Origin of the sequence: Bradyrhizobium sp. 139, assembly GCF_023074175.1 — a bacterium.
In the GTDB taxonomy this organism is placed as follows: Bacteria; Pseudomonadota; Alphaproteobacteria; order Rhizobiales; family Xanthobacteraceae; genus Bradyrhizobium.
On record NZ_JADPKS010000008.1, the window covers coordinates 154,515 to 172,588 of the forward strand.

Here is an 18,074-nt window from a genome sequence, read left to right on the forward strand (position 1 = left end):
GCGTTCGTTGCGAAGACGCATCGCGCTGAACGGGTCCAGCCGTATTCCGGCACGTCGCGGCCGTTGCGTGCGACCATCTTCGTTGCAGCCTACAGTTCTTTTTTTTCAACTCGTCAAGCGATTAGATGATCATGTGCCGGGCCGTGAACGACTGGCTTGCTCTTGTGCGTGGTAGCCGGCCGTCGGCCGCCCCATACACACCGGCCTCGGTCGCGCAGGCGGTCGATGGCCGGATCGTTTCGGGAAGCGACTTCGCGAGGGCCCGGCCTTTGCAATCCGAACGACCGTCTGGCCAGCGGAGACGACCTGCCCGGGCTCGCCAAGCGCTTCGACCACCGTTCCGTCCGCGTCTGCGGCTGACCGGCTTTGACCTGCTCACCGGTATTCACAAGTCAATCTCAAGATCGCAGCGTCGCTATGCGTCCCGGAATATCCGCGACCGATCGTTTGCTGGTCGCCGAAAAAAACGCGTTCAGGGATGCTGAATCGCCGCAGCACTAACGAATGCAGAAGCAGCAAGGAGCGCCTCGTCGTCGCTTGGGTTGGTCAGCGAAACGAAGGCGTTGCCAAAACACCGTCGTGCAATCCTGGAAGGGGAATATATGTCAAAGGCCATTGAGAACGATCCGAGAGAAACGCGGCTGGACGATCCGCGGCAGCAGACCGACGTGCCCACTCACCGGCAGACGAACGAATCCTGGCAGGCAATCCCGAAAAGGACCAGATTGATCCGAAACGGCTGCCGGCCGATCTGGAGCAATGGCGGAAATCGAATACGTACTAGGCAGCAGCAGGCGTCGCGCGCCTGCGCGCCACCCCGTCAGACTCTGTCGAGGTCGTGAATGACCGGCTGGAGAGGCCCGTCCTGATCGAGTTCGAGCGTTGCCAGTGTAACCGGCAGCCTGAAGCGCCTGCGTCCTGCGCTTCCTGGATTCAAGTAGAGCACTCCGTCAGCGGTCTCGATCCGCGCCCGATGGGAATGGCCGGAAATCACAACGTCGATTCCGAGGTCAGCCGGGCTGAGTTTCAGTTCCTTCAGATCGTGCAACACGTAGAAGCAGCGACCGCCGAGACGCAACGTTTGGGTCTGAGGAACACGTTTCGCCCACTCGGCTCGATCGACATTTCCTCTGATTGCGGTGACGGGCGCGATGTGGCGAAGGCTCTCCACGATGTTCGGAGCGCCGATATCGCCGGCATGGATGATGTGGGACACACCGGCGAAGCAGCGCTCCACCTCCGGCCTCAGCAGCCCGTGCGTGTCGGAGATCACCCCAATCCTGAACGTCATGCCAGATCACTACCTCAGTGCAGGACGTCCAGCGGCACCCGGCCGATCTTTTCGCCGTCCAGGTTCGTGACGAGGATAGAAAAGTAGCTCCCGCGAGTTCGGGATGTCGTTCCGGCGCGGGCGGCGCGTAGATTCGTAGCACGTCCGCAGGAACCTCCCGGTCATCGGGACATTTCTGTTGCGGAACCTCGGAATTGGAGCTGATCATGCTCGACGAACTGCGCGTGCTTGTCCAGCCCGGAGCTATCATCGCCATTCTCGTCGTCTTGCTGCTGATGGCCGCGGGCGACGCCGCAATCGTGATTGCTGCCAAGGGCTGGCCATTCTAGTTCGTCGGCGCGATGAATGACGCTCGATATGTCCCCGTCCGGGGCTGAGCACGCCGACCGTCCCAAGAGTGAATAGGAACCTTTGCACAATTGTCTGGTTCCGCCTGTGAAGCGGAGTACGGCGCGTCTATGCAGGTCCGGCTGCGACGGGTTCTGGTGTTATGTACGACCTGGCCGCTTGCTGCCTGCGCCGGTCGGCAATCGGCGCTCGACCCACAGGGTCTACAGTCCCAGCAGATTCAATATACGCTATTCATTTTCCTCGCTGTCGCGGCAATCGTCTGGATCGCGGTCGTCATCGTGCTCGCATTGGGAATGTTGCGCCGGAAGCGCCCGGCCGATCAGCCTCTCGACCTCCATCAGCCCTTCGAAGAACGTACAGGACGCGTCATCCTCGGGCTTGGCATTGCGACCGCCGTGGTCGTGATCGGCCTTTCCATTGTCAGCTATGCCGGACAGCGCACCGTCTTCGCCAAGGACGCGAACACCCTCACGCTGAAAATCATCGGACACCAGTGGTGGTGGGAGGTGCGCTATGAGGCCGATAGCCCGCATCGGAGCTTCGTGACGGCGAACGAGATCCGCATCCCGACCGGACAGCCGGTGAAGGTCGAGTTGGAATCCGCCGACGTGATCCACAGCTTCTGGGTGCCGAGCCTGACCGGGAAAATGGACCTCATCACCGGGCAGAAGAACGAGCTGCAATTCACGGCGAAGAACGCCGGCATCTATCGCGGACAATGCGCCGAGTTCTGCGGGCTCCAGCACGCCAACATGGCATTCGCGGTGATCGCTTTGCCGCCGGATGAATTCGGCCAGTGGCGCGATCGTGAAAACCAGAGCGCCAACAGCCCCGCCGACCAGCTCGGCAAGCAGGGCGAGGCTCTCTTCCGGGCTCGCGGTTGTGCCTTGTGCCACAACGTCAGCGGCACGCTGGCCGGCGGACAGCTTGGCCCGGATCTCACGCATATTGGCAGCCGCACGACCATCGCGGCGGGAACGCTGCCGAATACCTCGGCGACGCTCGGCGGCTGGATCGCGGATCCCCAGCACATCAAGCCCGGCAATCTCATGCCGAAGATGCCGTTGCAATCGGACGAGCTCATCGCGATCCTTCATTATCTGGAGCAGCTCAAGTGAGCACGGCCGCGGAACCAAATGAGTTGCGTGACGACGTCCTGAATGGCCTTCAGCTTTCCACGCAATTGGAGAAAGTGTGGCGCACGCCGCCCGGACTGGTTGGTGCGCTCATGGCGGTCGACCACAAGGTGGTGGGACGTCGCTATATCCTGACCGCATTCGCCTTCCTGCTTCTCGGCGGCATTCTTGCGATCCTGATGCGCGTTCAGCTTGCCGGACCGGAGAAGACGTTTCTCTCCGCCGACAAGTACAACCAGATCTTCACGATGCACGGGTCGACAATGATGTTCCTGTTCGCCGTGCCGGTCATGGAGGCCTTCGCCGTGTACCTCGTGCCGCTGATGGTCGGCACGCGGAACATCGCTTTCCCGCGGCTGAACGCCTTCAGTTATTGGATTTTTCTGTTCGGCGGCTGCTTTCTCTGGATCTCCTTTCTGCTCAATGTCGGCCCGGACGTCGGCTGGTTTGCCTATGTCCCGCTCTCCTCGCTGCAATATACGCCGACGAAGCGCCCGGATGTCTGGGCGCAGATGATCACCTTCACCGAGGTCGCAGCACTCGCGGTCGCCGTGGAAATCATCGTCACCGTGTTCAAGCTCCGCGCGCCCGGCATGACGCTCGACCGCATTCCCCTGTTCGTGTGGGCGATGCTGGTCACGGCCTTCCTGGTGATGTTCGCGATGCCCTCAATCATGGTCGCGTCGACGTCGCTGATCCTGGACCGCCTCGTCAACACCCGATTCTACGACTCCTCCTCGGGCGGTCACCCTCTGCTCTGGCAGCATCTGTTCTGGTTTTTCGGCCACCCCGAGGTCTATATCATCTTCATCCCGGGCGCCGGCATGGTTTCGGCGATCCTCGCGACGTTTGCCCGTCGGCCGGTGATCGGCTATCCCGTCGTCGTTCTCTCGTTGATCGCAATCGGCTTCCTGTCGTTCGGCCTGTGGGTCCACCACATGTTCGTCACGGGGCTGCCGCAGCTCGGCGCCGGCCTGTTCACGGCCTCCAGCATGCTGATCGCGGTGCCGAGCGGCCTCCAGATCTTCTGCTGGTTGGCGACGCTCTGGGACGGGCGCCCGGTTTACCGGACGCCGCTGTTGTTCGTGATCGGCTTCATCGTGATCTTCGTGCTCGGCGGCCTGTCCGGCGTGATGGTCGCCTCGGTGCCGATCGACACCCAGGTGCACGACACCTATTTCGTCGTTGCTCACTTTCACTACGCGCTGATCGGCGGCGCCGTCTTCCCGCTGGTCGGCGCGGTCTACTACTGGTTTCCCAAGATCGCCGGCCGCATGCTGAGCGAAAGGCTCGGGCGCTGGAATTTCTGGCTCGCCTTCATCGGCTTCAACGTTGCGTTCTTCCCGATGCATATCCTCGGGCTGATCGGAATGCCGCGCCGGGTCTACACCTACACTGCCGACATGGACTGGGCGCACTTGAACCTCTTGTCCAGCGGCGGTGCTCTCATTTTCGCGCTCAGCTTCGCGCTGCTGCTCGTCAATGTGATCTACAGCCTCCGAAAGAGTGAGCTCGCGGGCGACAATCCCTGGAACGCAGCGACGCTGGAATGGGCGACCTCATCGCCGCCCCCACCCCAGAATTTCGATCGCATTCCCATCGTCAAGCACCGCGATCCGCTCTGGGCCGACAGCGAAAGCTTGCCCGTGGTCGCCGGCCTCAGCGCAGAGCGGCGCGAAGTCCTGCTGACTTCGCTTGCGGAAGCCGAGCCGCAGATCCGCGAGGCCTCGCCGGAGCCGAGCATCTGGCCGCTGCTCGCCGCGATCGCGACGACAATATTCTTCATCGGCTCCATCTTCACACCCTGGGCGGTGCTCTGGGGCACGCCGCCGATGGCCGTCACCCTGATCGGCTGGTTCTGGCCGGCGGGCAGCAAGGAGGACGAGGCGTGAGGCAGACGATCGTGCGCAACGTCTCGGACCTGCCGACCTACGGCTTCGGTCCGCGGAGCGGCCCCTGGTGGGGTGCCATGGGCTTCATCGCCGTTGAAGGCATGGGCTTCGCAATTGCCATCGGCGCCTATCTTTATCTCTACGCCGTCAATCCGAACTGGCCGATCGGGGCCTCGCCGCCCGATCTCTGGCCGGGCACGGCCGAGGTTGCGCTCTATCTGCTGAGCATTATTCCCAATGAATATACCAGCCGCGCGGCGCATCGGCAGGATCTCGCAAAGGTCCGCATTTGCCTGATCGTGATGGCCGCGATCGGCATCGCGCTTCTGGTGCTGCGCGGCTTCGAGTTCGCACATCTCAACACCCGCTGGGATAATTCCGCCTACGGATCGATCGTGTGGCTTATTCTGGGACTGCACACGACTCACCTCGCCACCGATGTTGGCGATACGATCGTGCTGGCCGTGCTGATGTTCACGAAGCACGCGAAGCCGCGCCGCTTCAGCGACGTAACCGACAACGTGTTCTACTGGAACTTCGTCGTGCTTGCCTGGCTGCCTCTGTACGTTCTGCTGGATTGGGTGCCGCGCCTATGACCGAAGCTGACGGACATTCCAGACTGCTCTATTGGGCCGGCGTCGCGCTCGGGCCGCTTGCATGGGGCGTCAATTTGCAAGGCGTCTACGTGTTCGCGCACTTTTCGTGCGAGAACACCAGGATGAGCGGCGCAATCCTGAGCGCCATTCTGGCCGTCCTCGCCCTTGCCGGCACTGTCACATCGGCCCGCGCGGCTCGACGCAGCGCCGGAGCTGAATGGGCCGATGCGCAAGGTGGCGGGCCAAGGACGTTCATGGCCTGGCTCGGCGTCGGCTCCGGCGTATTGTTCGCGCTGGTGATTGCGAACCAGCTCGCCGCGTCGCTCATGATCAGCCCATGTCTGCGCTGAGCTTTGCAGCACTTCTGCTTGCGCTACTCGCGCAGCCAGCCGATGCGCACGGCCTCTCGAACGTCGATCCAGGCTCGCTCTGGAGCTACGATCCCTGGCTCATGGCCCCGCTCTATGCCGTGGGCATCGGCTTCTACGTTGGAACGCAGCGCCTATGGCGACATGCAGGAGGGGGCCGCGGCGTCAGTTTCCGCCAGGTCGCAGCGTTCTGGGCCGGCTGGCTGATCGCCGCGCTTGCCGTGACCTCGCCGCTGCATTGGCTCGGCGAGCAGTTGTTCGCCGCGCACATGCTCGAGCACGAACTGCTCATGGCCGTGGCCGCACCGCTGATGGCTTTTGCCCGGATCAATGGCCCAATATTGTGGAGCCTCCCAGTCTCGTTCCGCCCGGCGGCAGGCCGCGTTCTCAATCTGCCTATCTTGGCGTGGCCCTGGAGTTTTGTGAGCCACCCTATGAGCGCAACTATCCTCCACGGCGTAGCGCTCTGGGTCTGGCATGCACCACCCCTTTACGCATGGGCGCTCGAGAATCCCGCGGTCCATCGCCTCCAGCACTTCAGCTTCTTTGCGACCGCGCTGTTGTTCTGGTGGGTGCTGCTGCATGGCCGCGGACGTGGCCGCAGCATCAGGGTTCGCGATGGCATCGCCGTCGCCTGCCTGTTCATTACCATCCTGCATTCCGGCGTGCTGGGAGCCCTGCTGACGGTATCGCCGCGGCTCTGGATCCCGGTCCAGGGTGCACTCGCCGGCGAATTCGGCCTCTCGCCGCTCGAAGACCAGCAGCTCGCCGGCATCCTGATGTGGGTGCCGATGGGCATCCTCTACACGTGCGCAGCCTTGTTCTTCGCCTATCGGTGGCTAACCGCGGACGATGGGCACTCCCGCCTCTGGCTCGTTCAACATCCCGGCTGAGCGACCCTGCATAGGAACCGCAACTTCTCCTCGAACGTTCGCATGCTGACTGCGACACTCCAGGAGGCCACATGGGCAAGCGATCCGTCACGACGGCAGCTGCGATCTTGATCGCAGCATTTTCGATGCTCGTTGCCTTGAACGCGCAGGACCAGCCCCGGCCCGCGATGTCGTGCCCGGTTGATCACGACCAGCTCGCCGACATCCTCAAGAAGAGCGTCAAGCCCGGCGGAGGCCCGAGCAATGGCGGGCTGGACAACAACGAGTGGGCCGCTGTCGTGAACCGGCAGGGCATCGTATGCGCCGTCGCCTACAGCGGCAGCAAGGTCGACGACCAATGGCTGGGCAGCCGGGCCATCGCAGCCGAGAAGGCCAATACGGCGAATGCGTTCAGCCTGAAGAACAAGGCGATGGCGACGGGCAATCTGTACGCAGGCGCGCAACCTGGTGGATTCCTGTTCGGTGCGGCTCTCAGCAACCCTCCATCCCCGGAGATCCTGTACGCCGGCACACAAGACGAATTCGGGACCGCGCACGATCCGATGGTCGGCAAGCCCGTCGGTGGCATGATCGTCTTCGGCGGCGGGCTGGCACTCTATGACGGCAATGGCATCGCGGGCGCCTTAAGCGTCAGCGGCGACAGCTCCTGTGCGGATCACAATGTCGCCTGGCGCGTGCGTCACCTGCTCGGACTTGACCGCGTGCCGGCCGGTATCAGTCCGAATATGAAGGACGCAATCATCTATGACATCGGGCCGGACGGCAAAAGCCCATCGGGATTCGGTCACCCCAAGTGCAACGGCAAGGAAGACCAGATCGCAGTCGATCTCGGTGCCGGCGTATCGGGAAATGTCGTGAGATAGCAGATCGTCAATCGCCGCTTTGGAACCAAGCGAAAGCGCAACGTTTGTACATTGGCAAACCGGCCTGCAGCGCAGGCACGGCCTCATCACTGCCGTGGAGATCTTTACATATGTTAGTGCGTGGCTTCGCGCGGATGTTGAGCGTGTTTTGCGCGTACTGCGCGTTGATTTCGCCCAGCTTCGCCCAGAGCGATCTGGCCAGCCGCATGAAAGATCCAGCCCAATGGCCGATGGCGGCGCGCGACTACGCCAATACCCGCTACAGCGAGCTCGACCAGATCAACACCGGTAATGCGCAGCGCCTGCAGCTGGCATGGACGTTCTCGCTCGGTGCTGATCGGGGCCAGGAGGCGGCGCCGCTCGTAGTGGACGGCACCATGTACGTAGTCGGCCCCTACGCCGGGCCCTACCCCAACCGCGTGTTCGCACTCGACGCCACGACGGGTGAATTGAAATGGTTTTATGCGCCGCGACCCGAGCCTGCCGCTGCGGGCGTCGCCTGCTGCGATGTCGTCAGTCGCGGGCTTGCCTTCGACCACGGCAAGGTCTTCCTCAATACGCTCGACAACCACACCGTCGCGATCGACGCCAAGACCGGCAAGGAACTCTGGCACACCAAGCTCGGTGAGATCAACAAGGGCGAGACGATCACCATGGCTCCCGTCGTGGTGAAGGGGAAGATTCTCGTCGGCAACAGCGGCGGCGAACTGGGCGTGCGCGGCTGGGTCACTGCACTGGACGAAAACACGGGAGCCATCGCTTGGCGCGCCTATTCGACCGGCCCGGACAAGGACGTGCTGATCGGCGACGATTTCAAGCCATTCTACGACAATCTCAAGGGCAAGGATCTCGGCGTAAAGACCTGGCCCGCCGACCGCTGGCAGATCGGCGGCGGCACGGTCTGGGGCTGGATCTCCTACGACTCCGACTTGAATCTGATCTACTACGGCACCGCCAATCCGAGTCCCTGGAATGCGAGCCAGCGCAGCGGTGACAATCTCTGGAGTGCGTCGATCTTTGCTCGCGATCCCGATACCGGTCGCGCCAGATGGGCCTACCAGATCAACCCGCACGACCTGTTCGACCACGACGAGATCAACGAGAACGTGCTCGTCGACCTCCAACTGAATGGCCAACCGCGCAAGGTCCTCATCCACCCCGGGCGCAATGGCTATATGTACGTCATGGATCGTGCCACCGGCGAAGTGATCTCGGCGGACGCCTATGAATTCGTCAACGCCTACAAGGGCGTCGATCTGAAGACCGGCAAGATCATCCCGAACGAGGAGAAGACGCCGCTTGTCGGCAAGACCGTCGAGAACATTTGCCCGAGCGCGCCCGGCGCCAAGGATTGGCAGCCGACGGCTTGGTCACCGCGTACCAGGCTGCTGTACGTGCCCCATCAGCATCTCTGTATGGACTTCAAGCCCTCTCAGGTCGGCTACATCGCCGGCACGCCCTATGTCGGCGCAGACGTCGACATGTATGCCGGTCCTGGCGGCTACCGCGGCGAGTTCATGGCGTGGGATCCCGTCGCGCGCAAGAAAGCCTGGGAGGTCCACGAGAAGCTGCCGGTCTGGAGTGGCGCGCTGGTGACAGCCGGAGACGTCGCGTTCTACGGCACCATGGATCGCCTTTTCAAAGTGGTGGATGCCAAGGATGGGCACCTGCTGTGGCAGTTCCGGGCGGGCTCCGGCTTCATTGGCCAACCGATCTCCTATCGCGGCTCCGACGGACAGCAATACATCGCGATCCTGTCGGGCGTCGGCGGCTGGCCGGGGGTGGTGGCCAATGCCGAGGTCGATCCGCGGGTACGCAACGGCGCGCTCGGCTTTGCCGGTGCGATGCAGGATCTGCCGTTCTACACGGCCGGCGGAAGTGAGCTGCTGGTGTTCAAGCTCGGTGCCGCAAATGGTGAGGACGCCAGCCATGCGCCTGCGAAATAGCTATTTCAGCATCGCCCTCGTCATCCTGATCGGGCTCGTGACTACCGCAGCCGCCACCGCGGATGGTGAATTTCGCGTCTGTGCCGATCCAAACAATCTGCCACTCTCGAACAGCGCCGAGGCTGGATTCGAGAATAAGCTCGCAGCGATGGTGGCCGAAGACCTCGGCAAGCAGGTGCAATACACCTGGTGGGCGCAGCGCCGCGGCTTCATCCGCAACACACTGAAAGCCGGAAAATGCGACGTCGTGATGGGCGTGCCGTCCGGCTATGATCTGGTAGAGGCGACGAAGCCCTATTATCGCTCCACTTACGTCTTCGTCACGCGGCAAGACCGGCGCCTCGATCTTTCCTCACTGCTCGATTCCCGCCTCCGTCACCTCGTGATCGGAGTGCATCTGATCGGCGACGACGGCACCAATCCGCCACCCGCGCAGGCCCTCGGTGAACAGGGCATCGTCGACAATGTCCGCGGCTACTCGATCTATGGCGACTATCGCGAGGCTGACCCGCCGGCGCGCCTGATCGAGGCGGTCGAAAACGGCGAGATCGACATCGCAGCCGCGTGGGGTCCGCTGGGCGGCTATTTCGCGCAGCGCTCAGCCGTGCCGCTGACGGTCACGCCGATCCGGGACTACGAGCGCTTTGCGCCCCAGCAGTTCCGGTTCGCCATTTCGATGGGCGTGCGCAAGGGCGACCGCGCTTTGCGCGACCGGCTGAATGCGTTCATCGACGCTCACCGATCCGAGATCACGTCGCTGCTGCGAAATTACGGCGTGCCGCTGGTCGACATGCCCGTAACAGTATCGGGAGGCCATAAGTGATGTCTGCTCCAGTGCTGCGCGCGAGCGCCATATCGTTGCTGTTGGCAGCCGTCCCGAACGGTGCCGTACTTGCCCAGCAGACGCTGCCGCAATCACAGGAGGCACAACTGCCGACGCTGACGCCTCGCCCGAATTTCGGCGGCAGCATCGGCGGTGGGAGGCCCGGCGTGTTCATGCAGGTCCCGGTCACCACCCTCTTCCCGGGCGCGCAGCCGGACCGGCCTCAGATCAAGAACCCCGTTCAAGGCGATCCCAACGCGGAGCAGCGCGGGATGACTTACTATGTCAACTTCAACTGCGTCGGCTGCCACGCGCCCAATGGCGGCGGCGGCATGGGGCCGGCGCTGAGCAACAACACTTTTGCCTACGGCTCGCAGCCCGAGAACATCTTTCTCTCGATCTTCCAGGGGCGGCCGAACGGGATGCCGACCTGGGGCGGCGTACTGCCTGACAGTGTGATCTGGGACCTCGTCACCTATATCGGCAAGATCAGCAACGAGCCGAGCCATCAATGGGGCCGGACTTTCTCGGCAAATCCGCTGTCGCCAGAAATCGAACAGGTCCCGACCGAACAAGTCTCTACGACCGATCCCTGGTCCGCCACCAAGACCTTCAATTCCGGCCAGAAACCCTGACCGGTGAAGCGGAGCAGCCGATGGTGTCGGGTACACGATTGTTAGTCGCCTCGCTCCTGGCCATGGCAACCGCTGCCTGCGAAGGCAAGGCTGCGGGTCCGGACAATTTCACGGGCGATGCTCGCCGTGGCACTGACCTCGTCAGACACTATCAGTGCGGCACTTGTCACGACATTCCTGGCGTTGCGGGAGCGGATGGCAATGTCGGCCCGCCGCTGCGCCGCATCGGCACGCGAACGTATATTGCCGGCTTCATCCAGAACTCGCCCGACAACATGGCAGACTGGATCGAGGATCCGCAGCGAGCATTACCCGGCAACGCCATGCCGAGGATGGGCATCCCGCAGCAAGACGCGCGCGACATCGCGGCGTTTCTCTATACCCTGAAGTAACATCATGAATCCGATCCCTGGTTCAACGAACTGGCTCCGCGACGCGCCGCTGCTGGCCGTCACCATTGTGGTTGTCGCTATCATGGGATTGGCCCTCGCCGGCGGCGGTACCTGGCTCGCGGCCCTTGGTGGCTCCGTTTACTATCTCGTCGCAGGAATCATGCTTCTGCTCACGGGTTGGCTGCTAGCGATCCGTCGCGCCGAGGCGCTCTGGGTCTACGCTGCGCTGCTGCTTGGCACGATGGCGTGGGCGATCTGGGAGGTCGGCCTCGATTTCTGGTCGCTGGCGCCGCGGGGCGATGTGCTTGCGCCGCTGGGCGTATGGCTGATGCTGCCATTCGTCGCGCGCCATCTCACCCCTCGCTTGCGTGCCGCGCGGTGGGCGCTTGGCCTCGTACTGGTCGTCGCGGCGGTCGTGCTCGGCGTCTCGCTGACGAGCGATCGCCACGATCTCGCTGGTACTGTACCAGAACGCGAAACAGCCGGCGCCAGTGCAGCCTCCGGGCCGACCGTACCTACCGCCGGCGAGAACTGGACGGCCTATGGCAGCAGCGGCTTCGGCACGCGTTATTCTTCGCTGAGCCAGATCACCAAGGACAATGTGAAGGACCTCAGGCTGGCCTGGGAATTTCGCACCGGCGATCACAAGGGGCCGGATGATCCCGACGAGATCACCAACCAGGCCACGCCCCTCAAGATCGGCGATCTGCTCTACACATGCTCTCCGCACCAGATCGTGTTCGCGCTGGAAGCTACGACCGGAAAACTGCGCTGGAAGTTCGATCCGCAGGTCCAGCACAACAAAGCCTTCCAGCACATGACCTGCCGCGGCGTGGCCTATCACGCGACCAGATCAGGGGCGATCACCGCAGACGGCGCGCCGGCTCCGGCCGATTGTGCGGAGCGCGTTTTCGTGCCCACGAACGACGGGCGAATGTTCGCGCTCGATGCGCAGGGCGGCAAGCCTTGTGAGAGCTTTGGCAATCACGGCCAAATCGACCTCAAGGAGGGAAGCGAGATCCAGACGCTCGGCTTCTACGAGGGCACTTCGCCGCCCGTCGTTACGGACAAGGTGCTGATCGTCGGCGGAGCGGTGATCGACAACTATTCCGACCGCGTGCCGTCCGGCGTGATCCGCGGCTTCGATATCTATTCCGGACGATTGATCTGGGCGTTCGATGCCGGCAATCCCGACCCGAACGAGATGCCCTCGGCCTCGCATCATTTTACGGCCGGCTCACCCAATTCATGGAGCATCTCCGCGGTCGACGAGACTCTCGGCCTCGTCTATGTCCCGCTCGGCTCGAGCTCCCCGGATATCTGGGGCGGTGGCCGTTCACCGGAGAACGAGCGTTACGATTCGGCGCTGATCGCGCTCGACATCATGACCGGGAAGCTGCGCTGGTCGTTCCAGAACGTGCACCACGATCTCTGGGACATGGATATGCCGTCGCAACCGAGTCTGGTTGATCTCCGTTCTGATAACGGGCTGACGCCGGCGATCTACATTCCGGCAAAGACAGGCGACATCTTTGTGCTCGACCGCCGCGACGGGCATCAGTTGGTGCCTGCGCCGGAGAAGCCGGTACCGCAGGGCGCCGCGCCAGGAGACCGGCTGTCAGCAACCCAGCCCTTCTCGGAATTGAGCTTTCGTCCACCTGGAATGCTGGCGGACGCCCAGATGTGGGGCAGCACGATGTTCGACCAGCTCGTCTGCCGCATCAAATTCAAGCGGCTTCGCTACGAGGGGCCTTTCACACCGCCATCGGAACAGGGCACGCTGGTATTCCCCGGCGACTTCGGCATGTTCGAATGGGGCGGCATTGCTGTCGATCCCCTGCGCCAGGTTGCCATCGCGAACCCGCAATCGATTCCGTTCATCTCGCGCCTGGTGCCGCGCGGAAGAGACAATCCGGCCGCGCCGAACGCGGCGCACCCGCCGGGCACCGAGCTCGGCGTGCAGCCGATGTACGGCGCCCCTTACGGCGTCGATCTCGGCATTTTCCTCTCGCCGCTCGGCATTCCCTGCCTTGCTCCGCCATGGGGCAACATCGCAGCCATCGATCTCAAGACGCACAAGGTAGTCTGGCAGCACCGCATCGGCACGATCCGCGATCAGGCTCCGCTGCCGCTGCCCTTCAAGCTTGGCGTTCCCATGCTGGGCGGACCGATCGTCACCGCCGGCGGCATCATCTTCATCACGGGAACGATGGATGACTACATCCGGGCCTTCGACGTTCGCGATGGCCGTCAGCTGTGGCAGGATCGCCTTCCTGCCGGCGGGCAATCAACGCCGATGACCTATGAAATCGGCGGCAGGCAATACGTCGTGACGGTCGACGGCGGGCACGGCTCGTTCGGCACGAAGCTCGGCGATTACGTCCGCGCCTATGCGCTGCCGGAACGACGGCCGTAGCAATGCCGCCGCGGCGGCGCGGTGCTGATCACGCTCGGCGACGCCTCCTCCTCGCATGCGAGCGAGACGAACGGCCGGCCTTCGATGCTGCGACTGCCAGGCAAGCAGCGATCCCGAGCACCGCGAGTCCCTTGCTGATCACTGCGGCGGGTGGAAGTTGCTTCCGTGACAGCCAACCGCCATCGGTCGATGTATCCTGCAAACCAGCTTCGATCATGGTGCCCTCGCTGCTCTTCTCGGGACGCGCGCGCGACAGCAGGAAGCGGAATGCAGCTCCCAGGATATTCTCCGTCACCTGTGGAGCGACCGCATAGGCAAATTGACCGGCGCGAGCCGGCCAGCCCACCGCGACCTCGTCACGGGGCGCCCGGGCGAGGCTCACGAATGTCTCGGCGACGTCCTCGGACTGGTAGAGCAGCGGACCAGGATCGAGCCGCCGCCCGGACATGTTGGCGCCGTGAACGAATCCTGGCGTATCGACTATGGCCGGAAAGACGCCGCAGACGTGAATGTTGGGGTGCGCACCGAGCTCCTGGCGCAAGCTGGCGGTGAAGCCGCGCAAGCCGAACTTGCTCGCAGTATAGGCCGCAGCAAAAGGTGTCGGCGCCCAGCCCCCAAGCGAGATGTTGTTGATCAGAATGCCGCGGTTCCGGCGGAGGAAGATCGGAAGCACCGCGAAGGCGCCGTGCATCGCGCCGAGGAGATTGACCTCGATGGTTCGGCGATGGAGAGCAAGATCGGCATCCTGATAGGCTCCGAAGACGCCCGTGCCGGCGTTGTTGATCCACACGTCGATGCCGCCGAACGCGTCCTCGGCCTGTCTGGCCAATCGCTGCACTGCCTCCGCATCGGTCACATCGATCGGGATCGCCAATGCGCGGCCTCCCAGCGCCTCGCATTCTGCGGCGAGACGCATCAGGATTTCGCTGCGGCGTGCCGCGAGAATCACGCTTGCGCCCCTGCGAGCGAAGGCCAGTGCGGTGGCACGTCCGATTCCACTGGAGCCGCCGGTTATGACGACGCGCGTTCCGATCATTTGCCCCGGCTTAAGTCCCGAGGTGGACGCGGGAAGCAGCCAGCGCAGGGATCGCCGGAGGAGCTCGGCCCCATCCGTTTCGAACCAGTCGCCATGCGCGAAAATCACCCGCTCCGGAGACAGCCGTAGGAGCCGCTCGGCCGCGGACTGGACCGAACGGCCGCCGAGGCGCAGCAGAAGTCGCAGATAGACCGGCGCCTTGCCGTCCGGCTTGGTGACGCCGAGGAGGTTTGCCGCAGCCTGGTTTGGAACGCTGAGATCACCTGGATCGAGGTTCTGCACGAGATCCGTCAGAACCAGCGTTCGACTTCGCTTGTCGAACAGCTCGATCTCGGAGAACATCGGAGCGTTCACCGACACGGTGCCGAGGTCGGCGGTCCATTCCTCGGGTGCCGTATCGCCAAGCTCTCGGTCGATGCGAATGCGTGCTGCTCGAACCTGCCTGCGCGCCGAAAGGCCGCGCGCGGCGAATGTCGTTGCCTGCGGCAGCTCCCTCTGCCAGTCGGACAGGAACATCCAGTGCGCGATATTCGGCGCCAGCAGGTACCTTATCGCGCCTAGCCGCTCCAACTCATGGCGGAGGGCCGGCGAAAATCTCACTGGCGAATGCAGCACGAGATCTCCGTTCGACAGGCGAATGACAGTCATACGGACAGGCAGTTTCAGACCGGCAGCGCTGATGGACGTGTCATCGCAGATCCAGATATCGTCCGTCACCCGCGACAGACTGGCAGTCGACAAACCGGCATCGGAACTTGGCATGAGCATCTTCCATCGGGAGGACTTTGCTCAAACCGCGGGAGCGGCGCTCGTTCCTGAGCGGCAGCCGACGCAAGGCTCCGGCCAGGACGCGCGAGCCCGCCTGCAGGAGCGACCCGGAACCTGCCCCCTCCGCCCGCATCACCGCCACATGGTCGGAACTTCGAAGAGGGCGTAACGGCCTGCTCTCTTGAGACTACCCGCAGACTACCCGCAGACTACCCGCAGACTACCCGCAGACTACCCGCAGACTACCCGCAGAGATGTCGCCCCGGCTCGCGCTCTGCAGAAGCTTGGAAGCCACATGCTACGCGCGCTGATCACGCGCTCTTTGGCCGAAACGCGACGACAGATCCCGTGTGCTCGGCCTCTCGCATCGCTTCCTCGATGGCCTTCTCAAGGGCAGCCTGATCGAACGGCTTCGACAAGCGCTGCAGGTTAGAACGCGCTTCGATGGGAAGCTCCGCGTACCCAGTGCTCAGGAGGATTGCCGTCCCGGGACGCTCCACGACCACCGCTTCAGCAAGCTGCAGACCGGTCATGCCCGGCATGGCATAGTCGGTGACAACGAGTTCGATGATCCGCGTGCGGCGGAGAAGATCCAATGCCTCTTGACCCGAGCGTGCCTCGACCACTGCATGCCCAAGATCCTCCAGCATTGCCGCCGTATTCTCGAGCACGAGAGGGTCGTCATCGACCAGAAGTACAGAAAGCCGGCGGTTGGCCCGAAGTATGGGTGACGGAGCCTCCGCGCGCGGTGCTGGCAATGCGGCCTCCTCCTCGGCTACCGGCAGCCAGATCTCGGCCGTCGTGCCCACCCCAAGGCGGCTCTTCAAGACGAGCCTGCCGCCGGACTGCTCAGCCAGGCCGTGAACCATCGATAGTCCGAGCCCGGTGCCTTTGCCGATGCCCTTCGTCGTAAAGAACGGCTCCTGAGCGTGCTTGAGCGTCTCCTCGTCCATGCCGCAGCCGGTGTCGCTCACCGAAAGCGCGACGTAGTGAGGAGCGCCAGCTTCGTGCTGCTCGTCTCGGGCGGATATGGTTATCAGGCCACCCGCCGGCATCGCATCACGAGCGTTTACCGCGAGATTGAGGATAGCCAGTTCGAGCTGGTTGGCATCAATCTTTACGTTTGGCAGGTCCAACGGAAATAGCGTGTCGATACGGACGCCTGCCTCGAATCTCAGCAGTGACGCCATGCCCCGCACCAGTGCGGCGATCTCGACGACGGCCGGTTTGAGATCCTGTTTGCGAGCGAAGGCGAGCAAACGCTGCGTTAGCAGAGCGCCCCGCTGCGCGCCTTGCATCGCATTGTCCACGAGACGCTGTATCTTCGGATCCTCTGTTTGCAGGCGCTTTTTCAAGAGCTCAAGGCTGCCGAGAACAGCGGCGAGCAGGTTGTTGAAATCGTGGGCGACGCCCCCGGTAAGTTGACCGATGGTCTCCATTTTCTGCGATAACGTCAGCGCTTCGCGTGCCCGATCCAGCGCTTCCTGTGCCCGCCTTCTCTCGCTGATGTCGCGCACGATCTTGGCAAACCCAGTGATCCAGCCGCTTTCGTTCCGTACCGCGACCAGGGTTGCCTCCGCCCAGAAACGGCTGCCATCTCGGCGCACGCGCCAGCCTTCTACCGCTGACTTGCCGTCCCGCTCAGCTTCGAGGAGAGCACGTGCTGGCGCCCCGGACGCGCGGTCTTCGTCGGTATGAAGGATCGCGTAGCTTGTCCCGACGATGTCGTCGCCATAACCCATCAGCCGGCGCGCCCCGAGATTCCAATTTCCGACGGACCCATTCGGCTCGAGCATGAACATGGCGTGATCGGCGATGCCCTCCACCAGGAGTCGAAAACGTTCTTCACTATGCCTCAACGCGCTGGCCTCGCGTTGGGCACGCTCCGCCGACGCCCTATCGTAGACGGCAGCGGCAATCCCAATGCTTAGGATCAGGATAGTGGAGCCGGCGAGCAGAAATGCCAGTGGCGCCCGACCCACGAAATGTCCAGCGTGCCCCGCCATGGTGGTCGCAGGCACGAACAAGGCACCTTCCATAGCGGCGTAATGCATGCCGGAGATCGCGAGACCCATTACAAGTCCTGCGAACAGTCGCTGCGTCGCATTTGTCTTGCGAAAGGCGAGCCAGAGCGCCACGACCGAAGCGCACATCGCGATCACGACGGAGAGCACGACCCATCGAGGATCGTACTCGACGGATGCCGCCATTCTCATTGCGCCCATGCCCGTATAATGCATGCCGGATATGCCAAGCCCCATCGCGAGGCCGGACACCAGGAGCGCCTGCGGGCGTCTTCCGACCACGGCAAATGCCGCGGCCGCGACAACAATGGGGACGACAAGCGATAGAAAGGTGAGGAATGGATCGTAGGAGATCTCGACCGCGGGCAGCCTGAAAGCCAGCATGCCGACGAAATGCATGGACCAAATGCCACCGCCCATGGCGGTTGCCGCGGCCGCAAGCCAAGCCGGACGAGCCCGCCCAGACGCGGCATGCATCCGGGTCGCGAGGTCGAGCGCTGTGTAGGAGGCAAGCGCGGCGATCAGGATCGACAGCGCGACAAGAACGGGATCGTGAGAAGCCGTATGGTGATTCATTTCCAAAGATTGTAGCGGAAGTCCTGCGCGAATTCACCTTAAGTTGAATAGTGGCGGCGGGATCAGAG

At 63.1% G+C, this 18,074-nt stretch carries 16 protein-coding genes and 1 pseudogene; 12 read left to right on the plus strand and 5 right to left on the minus strand.

Translation table 11 applies throughout. From position 1 onward, the window contains the following. Positions 1-226 precede the first annotated feature (226 nt). Both IVA80_RS01705 and IVA80_RS01710 read right to left on the minus strand, forming a co-directional pair. A pseudogene (locus IVA80_RS01705) lies at positions 227-354 on the minus strand (efflux RND transporter periplasmic adaptor subunit); the annotation flags it as partial. Between the two features lie 466 nt (positions 355-820). After that, on the minus strand, positions 821-1,291 hold the full coding sequence (locus IVA80_RS01710; RefSeq protein ID WP_247424979.1) for a metallophosphoesterase family protein: 471 nt from the start codon (positions 1,289-1,291) through the stop codon (positions 821-823). A gap of 206 nt (positions 1,292-1,497) precedes the next feature. Here IVA80_RS01710 and IVA80_RS38285 point away from each other — a divergent pair, with 206 nt between their 5' ends. The 7 genes from IVA80_RS38285 to IVA80_RS01740 all read left to right on the plus strand — a co-directional run bounded on the left by IVA80_RS38285 (position 1,498) and on the right by IVA80_RS01740 (position 7,390). Then, positions 1,498-1,620, plus strand: coding sequence for a hypothetical protein (locus tag IVA80_RS38285; RefSeq protein ID WP_256467335.1), 123 nt, complete (start codon positions 1,498-1,500; stop codon positions 1,618-1,620). Positions 1,621-1,749: 129 nt separating this feature from the next. Further along, the gene (coxB, locus tag IVA80_RS01715) at positions 1,750-2,760 is read left to right on the plus strand and encodes a cytochrome c oxidase subunit II (RefSeq protein ID WP_247424981.1); all 1,011 of its coding nucleotides are present in this window, start codon (positions 1,750-1,752) and stop codon (positions 2,758-2,760) included. Beyond that, the gene (gene ctaD / locus IVA80_RS01720; RefSeq protein ID WP_247424983.1) at positions 2,757-4,670 is read left to right on the plus strand and encodes a cytochrome c oxidase subunit I; all 1,914 of its coding nucleotides are present in this window, start codon (positions 2,757-2,759) and stop codon (positions 4,668-4,670) included. Before coxB ends, ctaD begins: the two co-directional genes overlap by 4 nt. After that, the gene (locus tag IVA80_RS01725; RefSeq protein ID WP_247424985.1) at positions 4,667-5,266 is read left to right on the plus strand and encodes a cytochrome c oxidase subunit 3; all 600 of its coding nucleotides are present in this window, start codon (positions 4,667-4,669) and stop codon (positions 5,264-5,266) included. Before ctaD ends, IVA80_RS01725 begins: the two co-directional genes overlap by 4 nt. Further along, complete coding sequence (locus tag IVA80_RS01730; protein WP_247424987.1) at positions 5,263-5,616, plus strand: hypothetical protein; 354 nt, start codon at positions 5,263-5,265, stop codon at positions 5,614-5,616. The genes IVA80_RS01725 and IVA80_RS01730 overlap by 4 nt, the downstream gene beginning before the upstream one ends. Then, positions 5,604-6,527, plus strand: a complete 924-nt coding sequence (locus IVA80_RS01735; RefSeq protein WP_247424989.1) for a cytochrome c oxidase assembly protein — start codon at positions 5,604-5,606, stop codon at positions 6,525-6,527. Before IVA80_RS01730 ends, IVA80_RS01735 begins: the two co-directional genes overlap by 13 nt. A gap of 71 nt (positions 6,528-6,598) precedes the next feature. Continuing rightward, on the plus strand, positions 6,599-7,390 hold the full coding sequence (locus IVA80_RS01740) for a heme-binding protein (protein WP_247424991.1): 792 nt from the start codon (positions 6,599-6,601) through the stop codon (positions 7,388-7,390). A gap of 7 nt (positions 7,391-7,397) precedes the next feature. Here IVA80_RS01740 and IVA80_RS01745 read toward each other — a convergent pair whose 3' ends face one another. Beyond that, positions 7,398-7,598: a hypothetical protein gene (locus tag IVA80_RS01745; RefSeq protein WP_247424993.1), complete on the minus strand. Its 201-nt coding sequence runs from the start codon at positions 7,596-7,598 to the stop codon at positions 7,398-7,400. On the opposite strand from IVA80_RS01745, the gene IVA80_RS01750 reads away from it, so the two are divergent. The 5 genes from IVA80_RS01750 to IVA80_RS01770 are packed head-to-tail and all read left to right on the plus strand — an operon-like array spanning position 7,597 to position 13,602. Continuing rightward, positions 7,597-9,336, plus strand: coding sequence for a methanol/ethanol family PQQ-dependent dehydrogenase (locus tag IVA80_RS01750; RefSeq protein ID WP_247424996.1), 1,740 nt, complete (start codon positions 7,597-7,599; stop codon positions 9,334-9,336). The genes IVA80_RS01745 and IVA80_RS01750 overlap by 2 nt on opposite strands. Continuing rightward, entirely contained in the window at positions 9,320-10,159 is an 840-nt protein-coding gene (locus IVA80_RS01755) for a substrate-binding domain-containing protein (protein WP_247424999.1), read from the plus strand. The genes IVA80_RS01750 and IVA80_RS01755 overlap by 17 nt, the downstream gene beginning before the upstream one ends. After that, positions 10,159-10,794: a cytochrome c gene (locus IVA80_RS01760; RefSeq protein WP_247425471.1), complete on the plus strand. Its 636-nt coding sequence runs from the start codon at positions 10,159-10,161 to the stop codon at positions 10,792-10,794. Before IVA80_RS01755 ends, IVA80_RS01760 begins: the two co-directional genes overlap by 1 nt. Positions 10,795-10,814: 20 nt before the next feature. Next, positions 10,815-11,186, plus strand: a complete 372-nt coding sequence (locus tag IVA80_RS01765) for a c-type cytochrome (protein WP_247425002.1) — start codon at positions 10,815-10,817, stop codon at positions 11,184-11,186. 4 nt (positions 11,187-11,190) lie between these two features. Beyond that, entirely contained in the window at positions 11,191-13,602 is a 2,412-nt protein-coding gene (locus IVA80_RS01770) for a glucose/quinate/shikimate family membrane-bound PQQ-dependent dehydrogenase (protein ID WP_247425004.1), read from the plus strand. A 28-nt stretch (positions 13,603-13,630) separates the two neighbouring features. Here IVA80_RS01770 and IVA80_RS01775 read toward each other — a convergent pair whose 3' ends face one another. Together IVA80_RS01775 and IVA80_RS01780 are read right to left on the minus strand one after the other, a co-directional pair. Further along, positions 13,631-15,400, minus strand: coding sequence for an SDR family oxidoreductase (locus IVA80_RS01775; protein WP_247425007.1), 1,770 nt, complete (start codon positions 15,398-15,400; stop codon positions 13,631-13,633). A gap of 317 nt (positions 15,401-15,717) precedes the next feature. After that, entirely contained in the window at positions 15,718-18,006 is a 2,289-nt protein-coding gene (locus IVA80_RS01780) for an MHYT domain-containing protein (RefSeq protein ID WP_247425009.1), read from the minus strand. Positions 18,007-18,074 lie beyond the last annotated feature (68 nt).

Bases quoted from the DNA above. Each gene is read 5' to 3' on its own strand.
- IVA80_RS01710 (WP_247424979.1), bottom strand. From the start codon at position 1,291: ATGACGTTCAGGATTGGGGTGATCTCCGACACGCACGGGCTGCTGAGG.
- IVA80_RS01760 (WP_247425471.1), top strand. From the start codon at position 10,159: ATGTCTGCTCCAGTGCTGCGCGCGAGCGCCATATCGTTGCTGTTGGCA.
- coxB (WP_247424981.1), top strand. From the start codon at position 1,750: ATGCAGGTCCGGCTGCGACGGGTTCTGGTGTTATGTACGACCTGGCCG.
- IVA80_RS01750 (WP_247424996.1), top strand. From the start codon at position 7,597: ATGAAAGATCCAGCCCAATGGCCGATGGCGGCGCGCGACTACGCCAAT.
- IVA80_RS01765 (WP_247425002.1), top strand. From the start codon at position 10,815: ATGGTGTCGGGTACACGATTGTTAGTCGCCTCGCTCCTGGCCATGGCA.
- IVA80_RS01775 (WP_247425007.1), bottom strand. From the start codon at position 15,400: ATGCCAAGTTCCGATGCCGGTTTGTCGACTGCCAGTCTGTCGCGGGTG.
- IVA80_RS01770 (WP_247425004.1), top strand. From the start codon at position 11,191: ATGAATCCGATCCCTGGTTCAACGAACTGGCTCCGCGACGCGCCGCTG.
- IVA80_RS01745 (WP_247424993.1), bottom strand. From the start codon at position 7,598: ATGCGGCTGGCCAGATCGCTCTGGGCGAAGCTGGGCGAAATCAACGCG.
- IVA80_RS01780 (WP_247425009.1), bottom strand. From the start codon at position 18,006: ATGAATCACCATACGGCTTCTCACGATCCCGTTCTTGTCGCGCTGTCG.
- IVA80_RS38285 (WP_256467335.1), top strand. From the start codon at position 1,498: ATGCTCGACGAACTGCGCGTGCTTGTCCAGCCCGGAGCTATCATCGCC.
- IVA80_RS01735 (WP_247424989.1), top strand. From the start codon at position 5,604: ATGTCTGCGCTGAGCTTTGCAGCACTTCTGCTTGCGCTACTCGCGCAG.
- IVA80_RS01740 (WP_247424991.1), top strand. From the start codon at position 6,599: ATGGGCAAGCGATCCGTCACGACGGCAGCTGCGATCTTGATCGCAGCA.
- IVA80_RS01730 (WP_247424987.1), top strand. From the start codon at position 5,263: ATGACCGAAGCTGACGGACATTCCAGACTGCTCTATTGGGCCGGCGTC.
- IVA80_RS01755 (WP_247424999.1), top strand. From the start codon at position 9,320: ATGCGCCTGCGAAATAGCTATTTCAGCATCGCCCTCGTCATCCTGATC.